Annotated in this window: 17 protein-coding genes and 3 tRNA genes; 14 read left to right on the top strand and 6 right to left on the bottom strand. The window is 58.2% G+C overall.

Annotation, left to right across the window (positions count from 1 at the left end; all coding sequences use genetic code 11):
- Positions 1-40: 40 nt before the first annotated feature.
- Positions 41-1585, top strand: coding sequence for a 4-hydroxy-3-polyprenylbenzoate decarboxylase (gene ubiD / locus CR155_RS15265; protein WP_102070892.1), 1545 nt, complete (start codon positions 41-43; stop codon positions 1583-1585).
- 30 nt (positions 1586-1615) lie between these two features.
- Here the strand turns inward: ubiD and CR155_RS15270 are convergent, their stop codons facing one another.
- The 6 genes from CR155_RS15270 to dacB form a co-directional block, all read right to left on the bottom strand.
- Complete coding sequence (locus CR155_RS15270) at positions 1616-1948, bottom strand: hypothetical protein (RefSeq protein WP_102070893.1); 333 nt, start codon at positions 1946-1948, stop codon at positions 1616-1618.
- Positions 1945-2367, bottom strand: coding sequence for a phage holin family protein (locus tag CR155_RS15275; RefSeq protein WP_102070894.1), 423 nt, complete (start codon positions 2365-2367; stop codon positions 1945-1947). Before CR155_RS15275 ends, CR155_RS15270 begins: the two co-directional genes overlap by 4 nt.
- 21 nt (positions 2368-2388) lie before the next feature.
- Positions 2389-2706, bottom strand: coding sequence for an ElaB/YgaM/YqjD family protein (locus CR155_RS15280; protein WP_102070895.1), 318 nt, complete (start codon positions 2704-2706; stop codon positions 2389-2391).
- 66 nt (positions 2707-2772) lie between these two features.
- Positions 2773-3495 (bottom strand): hypothetical protein, encoded by a 723-nt coding sequence (locus CR155_RS15285; RefSeq protein ID WP_102070896.1) that lies wholly within the window; start codon positions 3493-3495, stop codon positions 2773-2775.
- A gap of 120 nt (positions 3496-3615) precedes the next feature.
- Positions 3616-4254, bottom strand: a complete 639-nt coding sequence (gene upp, locus CR155_RS15290) for a uracil phosphoribosyltransferase (RefSeq protein ID WP_102070897.1) — start codon at positions 4252-4254, stop codon at positions 3616-3618.
- A gap of 34 nt (positions 4255-4288) precedes the next feature.
- Positions 4289-5752, bottom strand: coding sequence for a D-alanyl-D-alanine carboxypeptidase/D-alanyl-D-alanine endopeptidase (gene dacB / locus CR155_RS15295; RefSeq protein WP_439650451.1), 1464 nt, complete (start codon positions 5750-5752; stop codon positions 4289-4291).
- Between the two features lie 154 nt (positions 5753-5906).
- Here dacB and queA point away from each other — a divergent pair, with 154 nt between their 5' ends.
- From queA to CR155_RS15365, 13 genes are all read left to right on the top strand, one after another.
- Entirely contained in the window at positions 5907-6947 is a 1041-nt protein-coding gene (gene queA, locus CR155_RS15300) for a tRNA preQ1(34) S-adenosylmethionine ribosyltransferase-isomerase QueA (protein WP_102070899.1), read from the top strand.
- A 4-nt stretch (positions 6948-6951) separates the two neighbouring features.
- Positions 6952-8088 carry a tRNA guanosine(34) transglycosylase Tgt gene (tgt, locus tag CR155_RS15305; RefSeq protein WP_102070900.1) on the top strand — a complete coding sequence of 379 codons (1137 nt, stop codon included), beginning with the start codon at positions 6952-6954 and terminating at the stop codon, positions 8086-8088.
- 50 nt (positions 8089-8138) lie between these two features.
- Positions 8139-8486 (top strand): preprotein translocase subunit YajC, encoded by a 348-nt coding sequence (gene yajC / locus CR155_RS15310; protein ID WP_102070901.1) that lies wholly within the window; start codon positions 8139-8141, stop codon positions 8484-8486.
- A gap of 63 nt (positions 8487-8549) precedes the next feature.
- Entirely contained in the window at positions 8550-10424 is a 1875-nt protein-coding gene (secD, locus tag CR155_RS15315; protein WP_102070902.1) for a protein translocase subunit SecD, read from the top strand.
- 57 nt (positions 10425-10481) lie between these two features.
- The gene (secF, locus tag CR155_RS15320; RefSeq protein ID WP_102070903.1) at positions 10482-11417 is read left to right on the top strand and encodes a protein translocase subunit SecF; all 936 of its coding nucleotides are present in this window, start codon (positions 10482-10484) and stop codon (positions 11415-11417) included.
- A 315-nt stretch (positions 11418-11732) separates the two neighbouring features.
- Positions 11733-13259 (top strand): tRNA (N6-isopentenyl adenosine(37)-C2)-methylthiotransferase MiaB, encoded by a 1527-nt coding sequence (miaB, locus tag CR155_RS15330; RefSeq protein WP_233214338.1) that lies wholly within the window; start codon positions 11733-11735, stop codon positions 13257-13259.
- A 5-nt stretch (positions 13260-13264) separates the two neighbouring features.
- Complete coding sequence (locus CR155_RS15335) at positions 13265-14278, top strand: PhoH family protein (protein ID WP_199171780.1); 1014 nt, start codon at positions 13265-13267, stop codon at positions 14276-14278.
- Positions 14268-14780, top strand: a complete 513-nt coding sequence (gene ybeY, locus CR155_RS15340; RefSeq protein ID WP_102070906.1) for an rRNA maturation RNase YbeY — start codon at positions 14268-14270, stop codon at positions 14778-14780. The genes CR155_RS15335 and ybeY overlap by 11 nt, the downstream gene beginning before the upstream one ends.
- Positions 14781-14844: 64 nt before the next feature.
- Positions 14845-15732, top strand: coding sequence for a CorC family transporter (locus CR155_RS15345; protein ID WP_102070907.1), 888 nt, complete (start codon positions 14845-14847; stop codon positions 15730-15732).
- 4 nt (positions 15733-15736) lie between these two features.
- Positions 15737-17377 (top strand): apolipoprotein N-acyltransferase, encoded by a 1641-nt coding sequence (gene lnt / locus CR155_RS15350; RefSeq protein WP_233214341.1) that lies wholly within the window; start codon positions 15737-15739, stop codon positions 17375-17377.
- A 131-nt stretch (positions 17378-17508) separates the two neighbouring features.
- A tRNA-Ala gene (locus CR155_RS15355) sits at positions 17509-17584 on the top strand.
- 75 nt (positions 17585-17659) lie between these two features.
- Positions 17660-17735 (top strand) — tRNA-Glu (locus CR155_RS15360).
- Positions 17736-17769: 34 nt separating this feature from the next.
- Positions 17770-17846 (top strand) — tRNA-Asp (locus CR155_RS15365).
- Positions 17847-17981: the final 135 nt, after the last annotated feature.

The raw sequence follows: 17981 nt of genomic DNA on the forward strand, positions 1-17981 counted from the left end.
CTTAGCCTCGCGTATCAATGTAACCGGATTGGCAAACTCTGTGAAATATCGTGATCTAAGAGACTTCATCGCGCAGCTTGAACGCGCAGGCGAACTCAAGCGCCTGGCGGCTCCCGTTTCCACCGACCTTGAAATGACCGAGATCAGCGACCGCGTGCTGCGCGCAGGAGGACCGGCGCTGCTTTTCGAGCGTCCCATGCATAATGGCTCCCAAGCTGCCATCCCCGTATTGACGAACCTGTTCGGGACAACCAGGCGCGTGGCCTGGGGCATGGGCGCGGAAGATATAGCGGCACTGCGCCAAACCGGTGAATTGCTGGCGGCACTTCGCGAGCCGGAAGCGCCGCGCGGTCTGCGCGATGCCTTCGCCAAAGTGTCGATGCTTAAAGCCGCACTGTGGGATATGAGCCCCAAATCGGTCAAGGGGGCAGCATGCCAGGAAATCGTACTGGAAGGCAAAGACGTTGACCTGGGCAAGATCCCACTGCAGCGATGCTGGCCAGGCGACGTCGCCCCTCTGCTGACGTGGGGGCTGGTCGTTACGCGCGGCCCAAACGCCAAACGCCAGAATCTGGGCATCTATCGCCAGCAGCTCTTGGGCCGCAACAAACTGATCATGCGGTGGTTGTCACATCGCGGCGGCGCCCTGGACTTCAGGGACCACGCATTAAGCAATCCCGGTACGCCCTTCCCGATAGTCGTTGCCCTGGGTGCCGATCCCGCCACGATACTGGGTGCGGTGACCCCTGTTCCGGACAGTCTGTCGGAATATCAGTTTGCCGGGCTTCTACGCGGCTCGCGGACTGAGGTAACCAAGGCGATCGGAAGCAATTTGTCCGTACCCGCCTATGCGGAGATAGTCCTGGAAGGACACATATTGCCTTCCTCTGACCCGCGCGCGGTAAAACCCACGGTGGAATCCGGCAATGCCGGCCCGCAAGACGCCAGCTATGAGATGGCGCTCGAAGGGCCCTATGGCGACCATACCGGATACTACAACGAGAAAGACTGGTTTCCGGTGTTCACGGTCGACCGCATCACCATGCGCCGCAATCCGATCTATCACAGCACTTACACCGGCAAGCCGCCCGACGAACCGGCCATACTTGGCGTGGCGCTGAATGAGGTGTTCATTCCCATATTGAAGCGCACTTTCCCGGAAATCGTTGATTTCTATCTTCCCCCGGAGGGCTGCAGCTATCGTCTCGCCGTGGTATCGATACGCAAGCAATACGCCGGCCACGCCAAGCGAGTCATGTTCGGGATCTGGAGCGTTCTACGGCAGTTCATGTATACGAAATTCATTGTCGTGGTTGATCACGACATCGATACCCGGGACTGGAAGGAAGTTATCTGGGCCATGACCACCCGCATGGACCCGGTACGCGACACCTTGCTGGTCGAGAACACGCCCATCGACTACCTGGACTTTGCCTCGCCGGTTTCGGGCCTGGGCGGAAAAATGGGTATGGATGCAACCAACAAGTGGCCGGGCGAAACGCAGCGTGAATGGGGCACACCCATACAAATGGATGTCGACGTCAAAGCACGTGTCGACGCCATGTGGCAGGGACTGGGATTGTAGAAACCGGGCTCGCCGCAGAGGCGGGCCGCACTATTTTTTCATGGCGCGGGCGACTTGCCAGGAAAGCAGCAAACCGGCGGCGATGCGCCATAAGCGGCGTCGTTTGCCGACGCGGCTGAAAGCCGCCGAAGCGACTGATGCAAGCAAAGGGTATTGCCGACCGAGCGTCAAAGCCTTGAAAAGCCAGTCAGAAGGCTTTCTGGAGGTAAGTCGTGGAAAGAAACTGTTCATGAGCGCCGAGGGTGTGAGCGAATGGCTCAGTTCACTGACGCCGCGACCCAGACTTTGTCGCTCAAGCGCTGCACGCGCCCGGACTAGTTCAATTTGCATGGCCCTGTCGGCCGGCGACATCGACTTTTTCATGGAAAATCCTTGCGCGCTGGAATATCGGGAGACCGAACCGATGTCGATGGCTCGCGAAGGCGCTCGAGCAGGCTGAGGTCGCGGCGAAGTTCGTCGACGGTAGCAGCGAAAGGCATGGGCGCGAACAACAGTTTGCTGCGAACGGCCAGAAAAAGGCCGATACCGAGCAATCCATAGAAAAGCGCAAGAAGCCCTAAAGCCACATATCGTTGCTCTGTCGGCCAGAAATACAGGGCCACGGCAATCGAAAAAACGAGAACCGCCAAGGTAAGAAAGAGCAGCGCTCCAAACGCCATACCGAGAATTGCTATGAGATGCACCTTCTGCCCTGCGGCTTCCAGCGATAGCAATTCAAGGCGTGTACGCACAATTGACAATAGAGTACATGCCAGTTCGCCAACGGATTGTCGGAGCGCCATAATTTGCCCTTTATTAGTGTGTTAGCGACGGCAGATCAGGGCGCCAATCAATACACCGGCCAAACCGGCCATGCCGATGGCCTGCCACGGGTTATCGTGAACGTAGTCATCGGTGACCCGCGCCGCGCGACGGCCACGTTCCATCAGGACGTCTTGTGTGTCGTACAGAGCTTCGCGTGTACGGCGCAGGGACTGCATGGCGCTTTCACGCATTTCGGTTGCCTTGTCGCCCGTTGCTGAAGCAGCTTCCCTAAGGAGCTTCTCGGCATCGTCAAGGCTTTCCTTTACGCTGTCGATGAATTGCTCTTCTTTGTTGGATAGATCTTGCTTTGTCACCATGGTAAGGCTCCTAATCGAGAGTGGATGAATGAAACTAATACTGCAATCAATCAGTTCTTGTACATACTAGCGGAGTTTGGTGACTTCCACCACAGACGCCACTCCACCTTGCTGGCTTTCCTGCTTCATGACCATGTGCGAATCTGGGCAGAACCAGTCCGTCACAGCAGATGTCATGCCCGGAATGGGAAGTACCAACCCGCTGAACGAAGCCTGGGTGGGATCCGTAATCCGCGTATATCGGATAGGCCAGCAAGATTGATGCCCGGAGGCGGTTTGTATGGTCTGGCGTTCGCCTACCGTCTTGACACCGGTATTGACCACCACCGGCTGTGCCTGCACGGCCTTCTGGTCGACATTGATCTGAAAACGCATCGCTGGAAAGGTTTGACCAGCTTTGGAGATCGGTTCGCCATAAGAAAACAGACCCAACATGCGAAGATCGAATTTCCCGCTTACCGGTTCGCGTTTTCCCTGGGCGTCCTGGCGTTCGAAAGTCGCCTTGCCGTTGCTGATCGACATCCAGTAGTCCAGCGCCGACTTGCCGGGCGGAAGTCCTGCAAGCCCGTACGTGGCCGTGCCCTGAACGCGCGCCTGGCAAGCGTTGCCATCTTGGTTGCGCACTTCGGAAAAAGTCAGGTCGGCGCCCAATTGCATGCCTCCCGATCCGCTAAGTTGCACTTCTCCGCCATCGTGCATGAAGGGCGCTTCGCACAGACCGGCGTATGCGCCGGCGGGCGCCAGCGCCATCATCAGCGCGGCAAAGCTCGTATACCGTATAAAACGCATGGACATCGCCTGTGGTGATTGAGTCGATACCATACTACCGTATTTGCCATGGCCGTCCTCAACAAAACACAAGCGCTGGTAAGCAAACATTAGAAATGTTTGCGTCAAGCGCTGCGCCGATCAGGCGTCTTTCTGTCGTGTACCGAAAATACGATCGCCCGCATCCCCGAGCCCGGGAATGATGTAGCCCTTATCGTCCAAATGGCTATCGATGGATGCCGTATATATGTGTACATCGGGATGACGTTGCTCGACCGCCCGAATGCCCTCCGGTGCAGCCACCAGCACCAGCGCACGGACATTGACACACCCGGCCTTCTTGAGGAGGTCGATCGTGGCTACCATCGATCCGCCGGTCGCCAGCATGGGATCCACGATCAGGGCAAGGCGCTGGTCTAGCTGGCCCACCAGCCGTTCCAAGTAAGCTTGCGCCTGCAGCGTTTCTTCGTTGCGTGCGATACCCACCGCGCTGACCTTGGCGCCGGGTATCAGGCTGAGTACGCCATCGAGCATGCCTATTCCGGCGCGCAAAATGGGTACCACAGTCACTTTCTTGCCTGCCAGCTTCTCGACTTCGACGGCGCCGCACCAGCCTTCGATGGTCGCGGGTTCGAGAGGCAGATCCTTGGAGGCTTCGTAGGTCAGCAAGGCGGCAATTTCTTGCGCCATTTCACGGAAGTTTTTTGTGCTGAGGTCGGCACGGCGCATCAGGCCAAGCTTGTGGCGGATGAGGGGGTGACGGATTTCATGTATGGGCATGGCACTTCCTGCAAAAATTACGTGTAATGAGGCACTACCGCGCGGCCAGCCAACTGACCAGCGTATCGTCGAAGGCGCGCACCGCGGTAGAACGCTCATCATTGACAATACTCACGAGGATATACCGTTTGCCGCTGGCTCCCAGAACGTAGCCTGCCAGGGCGCGCACATTGCGCAAGGTGCCCGTCTTAAGGTGCGCCATGCCTTTGACCTCATCGGCGCGCAGGCGGCGACGCACGGTGCCGTCGATGCCGGAGATGGCCAGCGATGAAACGAATTCCGGCATGAGCGGAGAACGCCAGGCGGCGTTGAGCATGTCGGACAATCCTTCAGCGGTCAGACGCCCTTCGCGTGAGAGTCCGGCTCCATTGTCCAGGACCCATCCCCGCGTATTGACATTCTGCTCGTTCAAAACAGCAAGCGCGGCGGCCGCACCCGTCGCAGGCGTGGCGCCCGCGCCTGTGCGCTCGGCACCCAAAGTCAGAAGCAGCGTCCGCGCCATGACGTTATTGCTTTGCTTATTGATCCGCCGAATGGTGTCGGCCAGGCTTTCCGAATCGTGCCATACGACGGGTTCGGCGTTTGACGGCACCTTGCCCTCGATTATTCCCTTTGCGAGGGTGCCGCCGAGCTCCTTCCAGAGCATCTGAAACAAAGCGGCGAAGTATTCCGGTTGCGACAATGCCAGACGATAGACGCTGAATTCCCCGCAAGAACCCGCTGCCGTCCCGCTGACATTGACGACCATATTTCCACCAGCGGGTACCACTTGTGTGGCAATCGATGGCGACCCAGGACACGCTACATTGCTCCACTTGATATCGCCATTGATGCGTATGCCTTGCAACGGTGGATCGATGATAGGCACCCATTTGCGTGCTTGCCGGTCGGGCTGGAACAAGAGGCGTACGGCACCGAGCCCCACCATCATGGCATCCGGGCTTGCGTTGTAAGGTCGATCGGGCGCTGCGTCGAACTCACCCGGGTCCGTGGTGACACGGCCGAACCGCGAGCGATCGACGACGACCTGGCCAAGGTTTTTTATGCCTCGCAGCCGCAATTCGCGCAGCAAGCCCCAAAGTTCTTCGATGGTAAGCAAGGGGTCTCCCCCCGCCTTCAGGTATAGTGGTCCGATCAGGCTGCCCTGCGCATCCACCTGGCCGCCTCCTTTTGCATGGAACGCGGTGCGCCAGGTATAGTCTGGTCCGAGGCCCGAAAGGGCGGCCCACGTGGTCACCATCTTCATTACGGAAGCCGGGTTGCGCGGCTCGGACGCATTCAGGGAAATCAGGCGCGGCCCATTGATCTCTTGCACGACCAACGAGATCGCGCTGTCAGGCAATCGAGTGGCGCGCCAGGATTTCTCGAGGTCGGCGGGCAAGCTGCTTTGGGCCGATGCCTGCACGGTGAACAGGCCGGCGATAATCCCGATCATTGCCCTCGTGTATTGCGACCGGCCGATCTTCAGGCAGGATAGCCACTGCCGCGACGCCAACATGGACATGATGCTTCGTTCCCCGAAAAAGCACCAGCATAACCAAAGAAGCCGTACTCGACATGACCTTCGGGCATAAATCTGGCGCAACAGCTTAAAATATTGCAAGAAACTCACCCGGGTGCCAAACATCGCACCCTATTCAAAGACCCCACGCGTGAATCCTAGCCTTGACCTTTCCCAGTTCGATTACGAACTGCCACAGGAACTTATTGCCCAATCCCCCACATCCAGACGGGTCGAAAGTCGACTGCTGCATCTGGATCGGGCCAGCGCCCTGCATGATCGCCACTTCATCGACCTGCCGCAGCTATTGCGCCCCAACGACCTGCTCGTGTTCAACAACACGCGCGTCATCAAGGCCCGCTTGCTTGGACAGAAGGCAAGCGGCGGCAAGGTGGAGGTCCTGGTCGAACGCATTACCGGCGAAAATACTGCCTTGGTCCATATCAGGGCGAGCAAATCGCCCAAGCCCGCCAGCAAGCTGATTCTGGCCGACGCGTTCACCGCGACAGTCCGTGGCCGTGAAGGAGAGCTCTTCGACGTCGAATTTCCCGATCGCGTACTGGATCTGCTGGACAGGCATGGCGCTACGCCGCTACCACCGTATATCGAGCACGCGGCCCTTCAGCAGGACGATGAGCGCTATCAAACCGTATATGCGCGCGAGCCTGGCGCCGTTGCGGCTCCCACGGCGGGCCTCCACTTCGACGAAGCCATGCTGGCACAACTGACCGCGCAGGGTATCGCTCAGGCGTTTGTCACGCTGCATGTGGGCGCGGGCACCTTCCAACCCGTCCGCAGCAAAAACCTGAACGACCATGTCATGCACGCCGAACGCTATAGTGTTCCACCCGAGACCGTCGCACTGATCAAGGCGACCCGTGACGCGGGAGGCCGCGTGGTGGCCGTCGGCACGACCAGCGTGCGCGCGCTGGAGTCCGCCGCATTGCAGGCCGACGCCACGACGCCGGCAGCTCCGGTCGAAGGAGATACCCGCCTCTTTATCACACCGGGCTATCGCTTCCTGTGGGTAGACGCCCTGCTCACCAATTTCCACTTGCCTCAATCGACATTACTTATGCTGGTGTCGGCCCTTGCCGGCATGGAACCCATCCAGCGCGCCTATGCGCACGCTGTTCAATCCCGGTATCGCTTTTTCAGTTACGGCGATGCCATGTTCATAGAAACCCCTTAAAGCAATGACCGGTTTACAGTTCAAGCTGCTGGCCACCGATGGCGCGGCGCGCCGCGGCCAAATCACGCTAAACCATGGCGTGGTACAGACTCCGATATTCATGCCGGTAGGCACGTACGGCAGCGTCAAGGCGATGCTGCCCCACGAACTTGAGGAGGTCGGCGCGCAAATCGTGCTGGGTAATACCTTCCATTTATGGCTACGTCCGGGCACCGACGTCATGGAAAAGCACGGCGGCCTGCACGGCTTCATGCAATGGAACAAGCCCATTCTGACCGATTCGGGCGGTTTCCAGGTGTTCAGCCTGCACGGCATGCGCAAGATCACCGAAGAAGGCGTCAAGTTCGCCTCGCCCATCGACGGAGCCCGACTGTTTCTGACCCCTGAAGAGTCCATGCGCATCCAGCGCGCGCTGAATTCGGATATCGCCATGGTCTTTGACGAATGCACGCCCTACACCATAGAAGGGCGTCCCGCGACCAGTGCAGAGGCAGCGACGTCCATGCGCATGTCGCTGCGCTGGGCCAAGCGCTCGCGCGTGGCCTTCCACGAGCAGGAGAATCCGAACGCGCTATTTGGCATCGTGCAGGGCGGCATGTTCGAAGACCTGCGCGACGAATCACTGGCAGGCCTTGTTGACATAGGTTTCGAAGGCTACGCCATCGGTGGATTATCGGTGGGCGAACCCAAGGAAGACATGATGCGGGTGCTGGCCCACGTCGCACCGCGCCTGCCCGCCGATGCTCCCCGCTACCTGATGGGTGTCGGCACGCCCGAAGATCTGGTGGAAGGCGTCAGCCGCGGCGTGGACATGTTCGACTGCGTCATGCCGACCCGCAATGCGCGCAATGGCTGGCTGTTTACGCGCTTCGGCGACATCAAGATGCGCAACGCACGCTACCGCGACGACACGCGCCCGCTTGATCCATCCTGCTCTTGCCACACCTGTCGTCATTTTTCGCGCTCTTATTTGCATCATCTGCAGCGCGCCAATGAAATCACTGGTTCACGCCTGAACACGCTCCATAACCTGCATTTTTACCTGACCATCATGCAAGAGATGCGCGATGCCATTGCCGGGGGCAACTTCGAATCATGGCGCGAGCAATTTGCCCGAGACCGGGCACATGGTATCGAATAGACAAGATATCGCTACAATGCGAAGTTACCCAAACACCTCAGGAGCACCCGATGTCCGTAATTGACACCTTGAATCTCGTCACTGCCCAAGCTGCTGCAGGCGGTAGTGAGAACGCCCTGATGGGCATGTTGCCCATCATCCTTATGTTCGTCATTCTTTACTTCCTGATGATACGTCCGCAGATGAAGCGTCAGAAAGAACACCGCAATATGGTGGCGGCGCTTGCCAAGGGCGACGAAGTCATCACCACGGGCGGTCTGCTGGGCAAGGTCACCAAAGTCAGCGACAGCTATGTCACCATCGAAATCAGCACCGTGGCCGATAAGCCTATCGAAACCGTCTTGCAACGCACAGCGGTAACGTCGATTTTGCCCAAGGGCACAATCAAGGCGCTCTGATTCAATCTGCGTACCCCGGACGATAGTCCGGGGCTCCATTCCCGCTTTAGTTGTTGACCGACGATGAACCGTTATCCTCTCTGGAAATACCTCACCGTAGCAGTCGCCTTGGTAATTGGCATTCTGTATACGCTACCCAACTTTTTCGGGGAATCCCCCGCAGTGCAGGTGGCCGGAGCCAAGTCAACTGTCAAGATCGACACAACAGTGCTGCAGCGGGTTGAAGACATACTGAAATCCAGCAATATCACGCCTACCAGCGCCTATTTCGAACAGAACGGTCCGGTAGGTACGGTGCGCGCCCGTTTCGAATCCACCGATGTCCAGCTCAAAGCCAAAGACCTGATCGAAAAGACGCTCAATCCCGACCCTTCCAATCCCGACTATACGGTGGCGTTGAACCTGCTGCCCGCGTCACCCAATTGGTTGACGGCATTGGGTGCGCATCCCATGTACCTCGGCCTCGATCTTCGCGGCGGCGTCCATTTCCTGCTCCAGGTCGATATGCACGGCGCCCTCACCGGTCGTTACGACTCGATCGCCAACGATGCTCGCAGTACCTTGCGCGAAGCGAAATCCCCCGTCAGCAGCATCGATCGCAATGATCTGTCCATCGTGTCGACCTTCGAAAGTGCCGACGCCCGCAGCGCTGCTGCCAGTGAGCTGCGTCGCGCCATGCCCGACATGGTCTTTACCAACAGCGGCGACAGCGGCGGTAAATTCTTCCTGACCGGTAAATTGACCGATACTGCTATGGCGCAGGTGCAAACCAATGCCTTGAAACAGAACATCACGACCCTGCATAATCGGATCAACGAACTGGGCGTGGCCGAGCCCATCATCCAGCAACAGGGCGTAGACCGTATTGTGGTGCAATTGCCCGGCGTGCAGGATGTGGCCAAGGCCAAGGAAATCCTGGGCCGCACCGCAACGCTCGAAATCCGCATGGTGGATGATTCACCCACTGCCATGGCCGCACTCAACGCCGGAACGGTACCCTTCGGACTCGAACGCTATACCGACCGCGATGGGCGTCCCTTGCTATTGCGGCGCCAGGTCATATTGACCGGCGAGAACCTTCAAGATGCGCAGCCTGGACGCGACCAGCAAACCCAGCAGCCATCGGTAAACCTGACACTGGACTCCAAAGGCTCGCGAATTTTCCGCGACGTCACGCGCAACAACATCAACAAGCGCATGGCCATCGTCCTGTTTGAGCAAGGCAAAGGCCAGGTCGTTACCGCCCCAGTGATACGCAGCGAAATCCCGGGTGGTCAGGTCCAGATTACAGGCAGCATGAGCGCACAGGAAGCCGCCGATACATCGCTGCTTTTGCGTGCCGGTGCGCTGGCAGCGCCGATGGAAATCATCGAAGAACGCACCATAGGCCCAAGCCTGGGCGCCGACAACATTGCCAAGGGTTTCTACTCGACCCTTTACGGCTTTATCGCCATCGCCGTGTTCATCATTGTCTACTACCGCCTCTTCGGCGTTTTCTCGACGCTAGGACTGGCATTCAATGTGCTACTGCTGCTGGCCGTGCTCTCCATGCTGCAGGCCACCCTGACTCTGCCCGGCATTGCCGCCATCGCATTGACCCTCGGCATGGCTATTGACTCCAACGTACTGATCAACGAGCGAATACGTGAGGAACTTCGGGCAGGCTTGCCCCCACAACAGGCAATCCACCTTGGTTTCGAGCGCGCCTGGGGCACGATTCTGGACTCGAACCTGACCACATTGATCGTCGGCCTCTCGCTCCTGGCTTTCGGTACGGGACCTGTGCGAGGTTTCGCGGTCGTGCATTGCATCGGCATACTGACTTCGATGTTCTCTTCCATCGTGGGCGTACGCGCCCTGGTGAATCTATGGTACGGGCGCAAACGTAAACTGCAAACGGTCTCCATTGGCCAGATATGGAAACCCGAGCAAGATTAAGCCTCAACGCGGCGCCCTGAGCGCCGCCCATTTACCCCCATTCAGGCAAGAAAGAACATGGAATTTTTCCGCATCCACCGCACCATTCCGTTTATGCGCCACGCGCTGGTGCTTAACCTGATCAGCCTTCTTACATTTGTTGCAGCGGTCTTTTTTATCGCCACGCGTGGATTCCACCTATCCATCGAGTTCACTGGCGGAACGGTAATGGAGGCCCACTACGCGCAAACTGCGCAAGTGGAGGAAATCCGCAGCGCCGTCGACTCACTCGGCTATTCCGACTTCCAGGTACAGAACTTCGGCACCTCACAAGATGTCTTGATCCGACTGCCTTTGCGCGCCGGAGAAACATCAAGCACCCAAAGTGAAGCTGTCCTTGGCGCGTTGAAGGCCCAGCATCCCGATGTGGAGCTGCGCCGGGTAGAGTTCGTGGGTCCGCAAGTGGGGCAGGAACTGGTGCACAATGGCCTGATGGCGTTGCTCAGTGTCGTCATCGGGATCATGCTTTACTTGGGCTTTCGTTTCGAATGGAAGTTCGCTGTGGCCGGCGTGTTGGCCAACTTGCACGACGTGGTGATTATCCTTGGCTTTTTCGCGTTCTTCCAGTGGGAGTTCTCGCTGCCTGTGCTGGCGGGTGTCCTTGCCGTGCTGGGCTACTCGGTGAACGAGTCGGTGGTCATCATGGACCGGATTCGCGAAAACTTCCGCAAGCAGCGCAAGGCAAGCGTGAAGGAGGTGATCAACAGCGCGATCACGCAAACGATTTCGCGTACGGTGATCACTCACGGTTCAACGCAGATGATGGTGCTGGCCATGCTGTTCTTCGGCGGCCCGTCGCTGCACTATTTCGCACTGGCGCTGACCATCGGTATCTGGTTCGGAATTTATTCCTCGGTGTTCGTTGCCGCAGCAATCGCGATGTGGCTGGGCGTGACACGCGAAGACATGATCAAGACGCCTAAGAAGGATGACCCGAGCGCTGAGTTAGGTTAATTTGGTGTTGGCCTGCGGCCAACGGGGGTATGCTGCCGATGGGTCGATCTTCGATCCTTCGGCAGTTTTCGTTTGGGTTGGGGAGTTCGCGCCTACGCGGGCGTCCTTCGCATCCGGCTCGCCCGAGTGCCCCGAACGTCCCTGCCTCACCCGCGGCGTCAACGGAATATACAGCGATGCCCAAGAGAACCGCCACGTTCCTGATGCCTTGCAGAAAACCAGCAGATAGCAAAATCAAAGCCAAAACGCCCAGTAAAGGTACAATCTAGGGTTTAAATTTCAGCCCCCGGGATCTACACCCGTCACGGCACTATCATGCAAGAAACCACCATCAAACGCGTTACCTCCGTAAGCGCAGAAACCCCTGTCGCCTCGATCCAGTTCCTGACTCCCACCGAGCCCACCTTCGTATCCGGCCAGTTCCTGATTCCCACGGAACCCGAATCGGAGCCTGAAGCCGCCGAAGACATCAGCCGGGCGACGGCTCCCGCCGCCGAAACCCGCAAGCTCTTCATCCGTACCTTCGGCTGCCAGATGAACGAGTACGACTCGGACAAAATGGTGGACGTGCTGCACGAAGACCAGGGAATCGAGGTGACCCAGAACGTCGAAGAAGCCGACATTATTCTGTTCAACACGTGCTCGGTGCGCGAAAAAGCCCAGGAAAAAGTTTTTTCCGACCTTGGTCGGGTGCAACATCTGAAGCAGCTGAATCCCAATCTGATCATAGGCGTAGGAGGATGCGTGGCCAGCCAGGAAGGTGAAGCCATTGTCAAGCGGGCCCCCTACGTGGACATCGTTTTTGGGCCGCAAACCCTGCACCGCCTGCCCGCCCTTATCGCCCAGCGGCGCAAATCCGGCCGTTCGCAGGTGGATATCAGCTTTCCAGAAATCGAAAAATTCGATGCCATGCCTCCAGCCCGTGTGGACGGACCGACGGCGTTCGTCTCCATCATGGAGGGCTGTAGCAAATACTGCAGCTTCTGCGTTGTGCCCTACACTCGCGGCGCCGAGGTCTCACGTCCATTCGATGACGTATTGGTGGAAGTCGCCGACCTTGCCGACCAAGGCGTAAAGGAAGTGACCTTGCTCGGCCAGAATGTGAACGCCTACCGCGGTCCCATGAACGAAGGCGCAAGCATTGCCGACTTTGCCATGCTGCTGGAGTATGTACACGAAATTCCGGGCATCGAGCGCATACGCTATACGACATCACATCCCAAAGAAATGACAACCCGCCTGATCGAGGCGCATGGCAGATTGCCCAAGCTGGTTCCTTTCCTGCACCTGCCGGTCCAGGCGGGAAGCGACCAGATTCTATCGGCAATGAAGCGCGGCTATACCACCCTGGAATTCAAGTCCATCGTGCGCCGGCTGCGCGCCGCGCGGCCGGGCTTGACCTTATCCTCGGACTTTATCGTCGGCTTTCCCGGCGAGACCGAAGCAGATTTTGAAAAAACCATGACGCTGATTCGCGATGTCGGGTTCGACCAGTCATTTTCTTTCGTGTATTCACGTCGGCCGGGGACGCCCGCCGCCGATCTGCAGGATGACACCTCCAAGGAAACCAAGCTTGAACGTCTCTACCGTTTGCAGGCGCTGATCAATGACCAGGCGGCACAAATCAGCGCTTCCATGGTGGGATCGATCCAGCGCATACTAGTCGAAAAACCATCCAAACGTGACCCCAACGAATTGTCCGGGCGCACCGAGAACAACCGCATCGTCAACTTCGCCGGGCAGCCGCGTCTTATTGGACAAATGGTGGACGTGCGCATCGTACAGACCATGGCCAATACACTCAAGGGCGAAATCGTCACGATCGCGCCGCAGGAGCAATGATAAGCATGACTCGAGCCGCACGCAGCAAAGGGCCGATGACCGTATGGCTGGATGGTGATAACACGCATTTGGCGAATCTGTGCGGTCCACTGGACGAAAATCTGCGCCAGATCGCCGAGGGCTGGAATGTCGTTCTGAATCGCCGCGGCGACCGCGTCTCCATAACCGGCGAACAAGCCAAGGCGGCGGCAAAGGCACTGGAGTGGTTCCATCAGCGCGCCGTTCATAAAGCCTTGTCAATCGATGACATCCAGCTGGGCATGGTTGAATTGGGCGCCGGGCTTCCCCAGAGAGTCGCCGAGAACCTCGCTCCCTCGCCAGCAGTGGCTGAACCCGCAACGCCGGAAGATCGCAGCCTGAGCCTGCGCACCCGCAAAACGGACCTGCGCCCGCGTACGCCGCGCCAGCGCGAATACCTCAATCAGATCCTACAGCACGACATCACGTTCGGCATAGGACCGGCCGGGACGGGCAAGACGTGGCTCGCCGTGGCCTGCGCCATCGATGCGCTTGAACGCGAAACCGTGCAACGCTTGGTCCTGACGCGTCCGGCCGTGGAAGCCGGTGAACGATTGGGCTTCCTGCCTGGTGATCTGGTGCAGAAGGTCGACCCGTACTTGCGTCCCCTGTATGACGCCTTGTACGATCTAATGGGCTATGAACGCGTCCAGCGTCTTTTTGAAAAACAGACTATCGAAATTGCTCCCCTGGCCTATATGCGCGGCCGCACACTGAACCATGCCTTCATTATTCTGGATGAAGCCCAGAACACGACCCCCGAACAAATGAAAATGTTCCTGACCCGCATCGGTTTCGGCAGCAAGGCGGTTATCAATGGGGATCCATCGCAGGTCGACCTGCCGCGCGGGCAACTCAGCGGTCTGGCCAATGCCGTTGAGGTACTGGAATCGGTACAAGGCATAGCCACCACCCGATTCACCAGCCGCGATGTCGTGCGACACCCACTGGTCGCGCGTATCGTCGACGCCTATGAAAAGGCCGGCGACCATGTCGCCTGATCCACTGCTGTCCCTCGCAATCCAGTATGGCACCCAAGCTCCAGAGCTGCCACGCTGGCGGCTGCGTCGGTGGGTCCGGCAGGCCGTCAATGGCGTGGCGCGAACAATTGCCGGCACGGGCAATTCCGGCAACCAGGGGTACCTGCCGCCCACCTTTACAGCGGCAGTGCTCACCTTGCGTCTGGTCGATCTGGAAGAGGGCCAGACATTGAATCGTGACTACCGTGACCGCGACTATGCCACAAACGTCCTTACTTTCGAATATGGCGTCGACCCATCCGGAACCGCCAGCGGCGACATCGTGCTGTGCGTGCCCGTACTGCACCGTGAGGCCGTTGAACAAAACAAGGAATTGCTGAGCCATGCCGCGCACCTGACCGTGCACGGTGTACTGCATGCCCTGGGCTACGACCACATTGACGCCATTGATGCCGAGAAAATGGAGGCGCTGGAAATCGATATCCTCGGCAGGATAGGCATATCCGACCCCTACCGGCCATAAGGCCTTGCGCCTCAAACTACAATTTCGGTTATGCTAAACCTCCGTATAACCAGTCCCTTGGACAATGTCAGAACCTAGCTCACCCGACGCCGAGCCTCGACCGGCTAAAACCTCATCAAAATCCCTGTTTGGACGTCTCACTGCGTTCATGAGGCCATCCGAGCCCGAAGACCGCGACGATATCAAGACTCTGCTTGAAGCGGCACACGACCGTCACGTACTCGATGGCGAATCCTATGCCATGATTTCGGGTGCCCTTGAAGTCGCCAACCAGACCGTTGCCGACATCATGGTTCCCCGCTCGAAAATGGATATGCTGGATGTCAGCAAGCCACTGGCTGAAGTCCTTCCGGATATCATCGAAACCGGGCATTCACGCTTTCCCGTCTACGAAGATGACCGCGACAATATTGTCGGCATATTGCTAGCCAAAGACCTGCTGCTGTCCATCACCAACCCAGCGATCGACTTGCGTCCTCTGGTGCGGCCCGCCGTGTTCGTTCCAGAAACCAAACGCCTCAATGTACTGCTGCACGACTTTCGCAGCAGCCGCAACCATTTGGCGATTGTGGTCGATGAGCACGGCGGCACCTCGGGTCTTGTCACCATGGAAGACGTGCTGGAACAGATCGTCGGCGAAATCGAAGACGAGTACGATGAGGACGCGGAGAAAACCATTTTTCAGACCGGCACCAATAGCTGGCGCGCCATGGGGATAACGGAAATATCGGTATTCAATCGCAGCTTCAATACCGACTTGCCGCACGACGACTATGACACTCTGGGCGGCTGGCTGGCAGCCGAACTTGGTCGCATACCGCGGCGCGGCGACAGCATCAATCACCAGGGGCTCAATATCACTGTCGTGGGTGCCGATGCCAAGCGCGCCTTGTGGCTGCATATCCAGCTCGATAACCCTGACCCCATCGCGCCCTCCAACGCCAACGAGTAAGCACTTGAATTCACTACGTTTTTTCGGCCGGCAATATGCCTGGCTGCTGCTTCTTGGCGCCATTCATGCGCTGTCATTCGCGCCTGTGCCACTGCCGGCGTGGTCCCTGCCTTTTGTTCAGATATTCAGCCTTGCCTTCCTGGCGTACCGTGTATTCAAATCCGGGTCGCCGGGACAGGCGGCCCTCAGTGGATTCCTATTCGGACTGGCGAACTTTGCGCTGGGCTTCTACTGGCTGTATATCAGCATGCATGAATACGGCGGCATGGCCGCCTGGCTGGCGGGTACGGCCGTAGTACTGCTGGCCGCGGTGGAGGCGCTGTTTATCGCGGGCGCGGCAGCGTTCTCGCGATGGCTCTCCGGCCGGCATTTGCATGCAACATCCAGCTACGCATGGCAATTGTTAATCGCCGCCGTCTGGGCATCCAGTTGGGCTTTCGCCGAATGGCTGCGCGGTACGCTGTTTACCGGCTTTCCCTGGCTCAACGTGGGTTATGCGCACGTGGAAGGCGTGCTGGCTGGGTGGGCACCGCTGTTGGGCGTCTATGGGCTGGCATGGTTTGCGTCATTCGCCTCGGCCGCCATTGCCTTGCTGGCCTGCGCCAAAGATACCGGCAATGACGCCCGGGCCGCCGTAGGCGTGGGCTGCGCAATCATCATTGGGCTGCTGGGAATCGCACTGGGCCACATCGCCTGGGCAAGGCCACACGGAGCGCCAATCATCGTGCGCTTGGTGCAAGGCGGCGTTCCACAATCGGAAAAATTTGATCCGCAGCTGATCCAACGCGGCCTTGATACCTATATGGAGCTGGCCAGGCTTCCCCCCAAGGAAGCCGACAGCGCCCCCCACTTGATCGTGCTTCCGGAAACCGTCGTGCCGCTGTTCCAGGATAGGGTAGCGCCACGCCTGTGGCAGCAATGGCTCGATATTTCCCGCGAACAAAATGCCCGGATCCTCATGGGTGTGCCATTGCATGATCAGCGCCAGGGTCTGGACCGTTATACGAACAGCGCCATTGGTTTTGACGCTCAAACGCCCATTGAGACCCTGCTGGCGGGCAACCCAGACATGCGCTATGACAAACACCACCTGGTTCCATTCGGCGAATTCGTACCGCCAGGTTTTCGCTGGTTTGTCGATACGATGCAGATTCCCCTGGGAGACTTCAATCGCGGTGCTGTTCGACAGGCCTTGTTCCCCATTGAAGGTCAAATGATCTCGCCGGACATCTGCTATGAGGATGTCTTCGGAGAAGAAATCCTCCAGACGGTACGTGACAGCGACACCCACGGTCCCGGTGCCACGATACTGGTCAATATAAGCAATCTGGGGTGGTTCGGGAACTCATGGGCCCTACGCCAGCACCTGCAAATATCGCGCATGCGAGCCATGGAAACGGCACGCCCAATGCTACGGGCCACCAACACCGGCATGACAGCGGCGATCGACCCCAAGGGCGTAGTGCGCGCCGCCCTCCTGCCCATGACTCCGGGCGTCCTTGACGTGGAAGTCCAGGGCATGTCGGGCTATACGCCCTATGTGCGCTGGGGCAATGTGCCAGTCCTGACCTGGATTGGTCTGATACTGTTGCTGGGTTTCGTATTGCGACAGCGAGCAACCGCGTCGAAGTCTCTGCACGTATAATGATGCACGCTATACTTCGATCGGTCTTTTTTTTCGCCCAATTGAACCTGCAAGTAGTAAAGCCAGGGCCTGACTTGCACACATTAAAAATATAGTGCATAATCTCGCTTCTTCGCTAGACAAGCCAGTACGGGGGTATAGCTCAGCTGGGAGAGCGCTTGCATGGCATGCAAGAGGTCAGCGGTTCGATCCCGCTTACCTCCACCAGTCTTAACGAAGAAAGTAGTGAAAACAGCGGTACATGCGCTTTTATATGCTATACTGCGCAGCTTGTTTTGTCCGGTCCCCATCGTCTAGAGGCCTAGGACACCACCCTTTCACGGTGGGTACAGGGGTTCGAATCCCCTTGGGGACGCCAGATTTCTAATTTGGCATCAGTAGTACACCGTTGCGGAGCGGTAGTTCAGTTGGTTAGAATACCGGCCTGTCACGCCGGGGGTCGCGGGTTCGAGTCCCGTCCGCTCCGCCAAAGAATTCAGGCTCTTCCCCATTATCGGGGGATGGGCATCCATCAGACACGGTTGATCACACCGTTCCAACCGCATTGAGCCAAGACTCGCATGCGGTAATTCTCGAAGTTCCTGAAACCATATGCACGGCGTGA

The organism is Pollutimonas nitritireducens, assembly GCF_002849615.1.
GTDB classification, from domain to species: domain Bacteria; phylum Pseudomonadota; class Gammaproteobacteria; order Burkholderiales; family Burkholderiaceae_B; genus Pollutimonas; species Pollutimonas nitritireducens.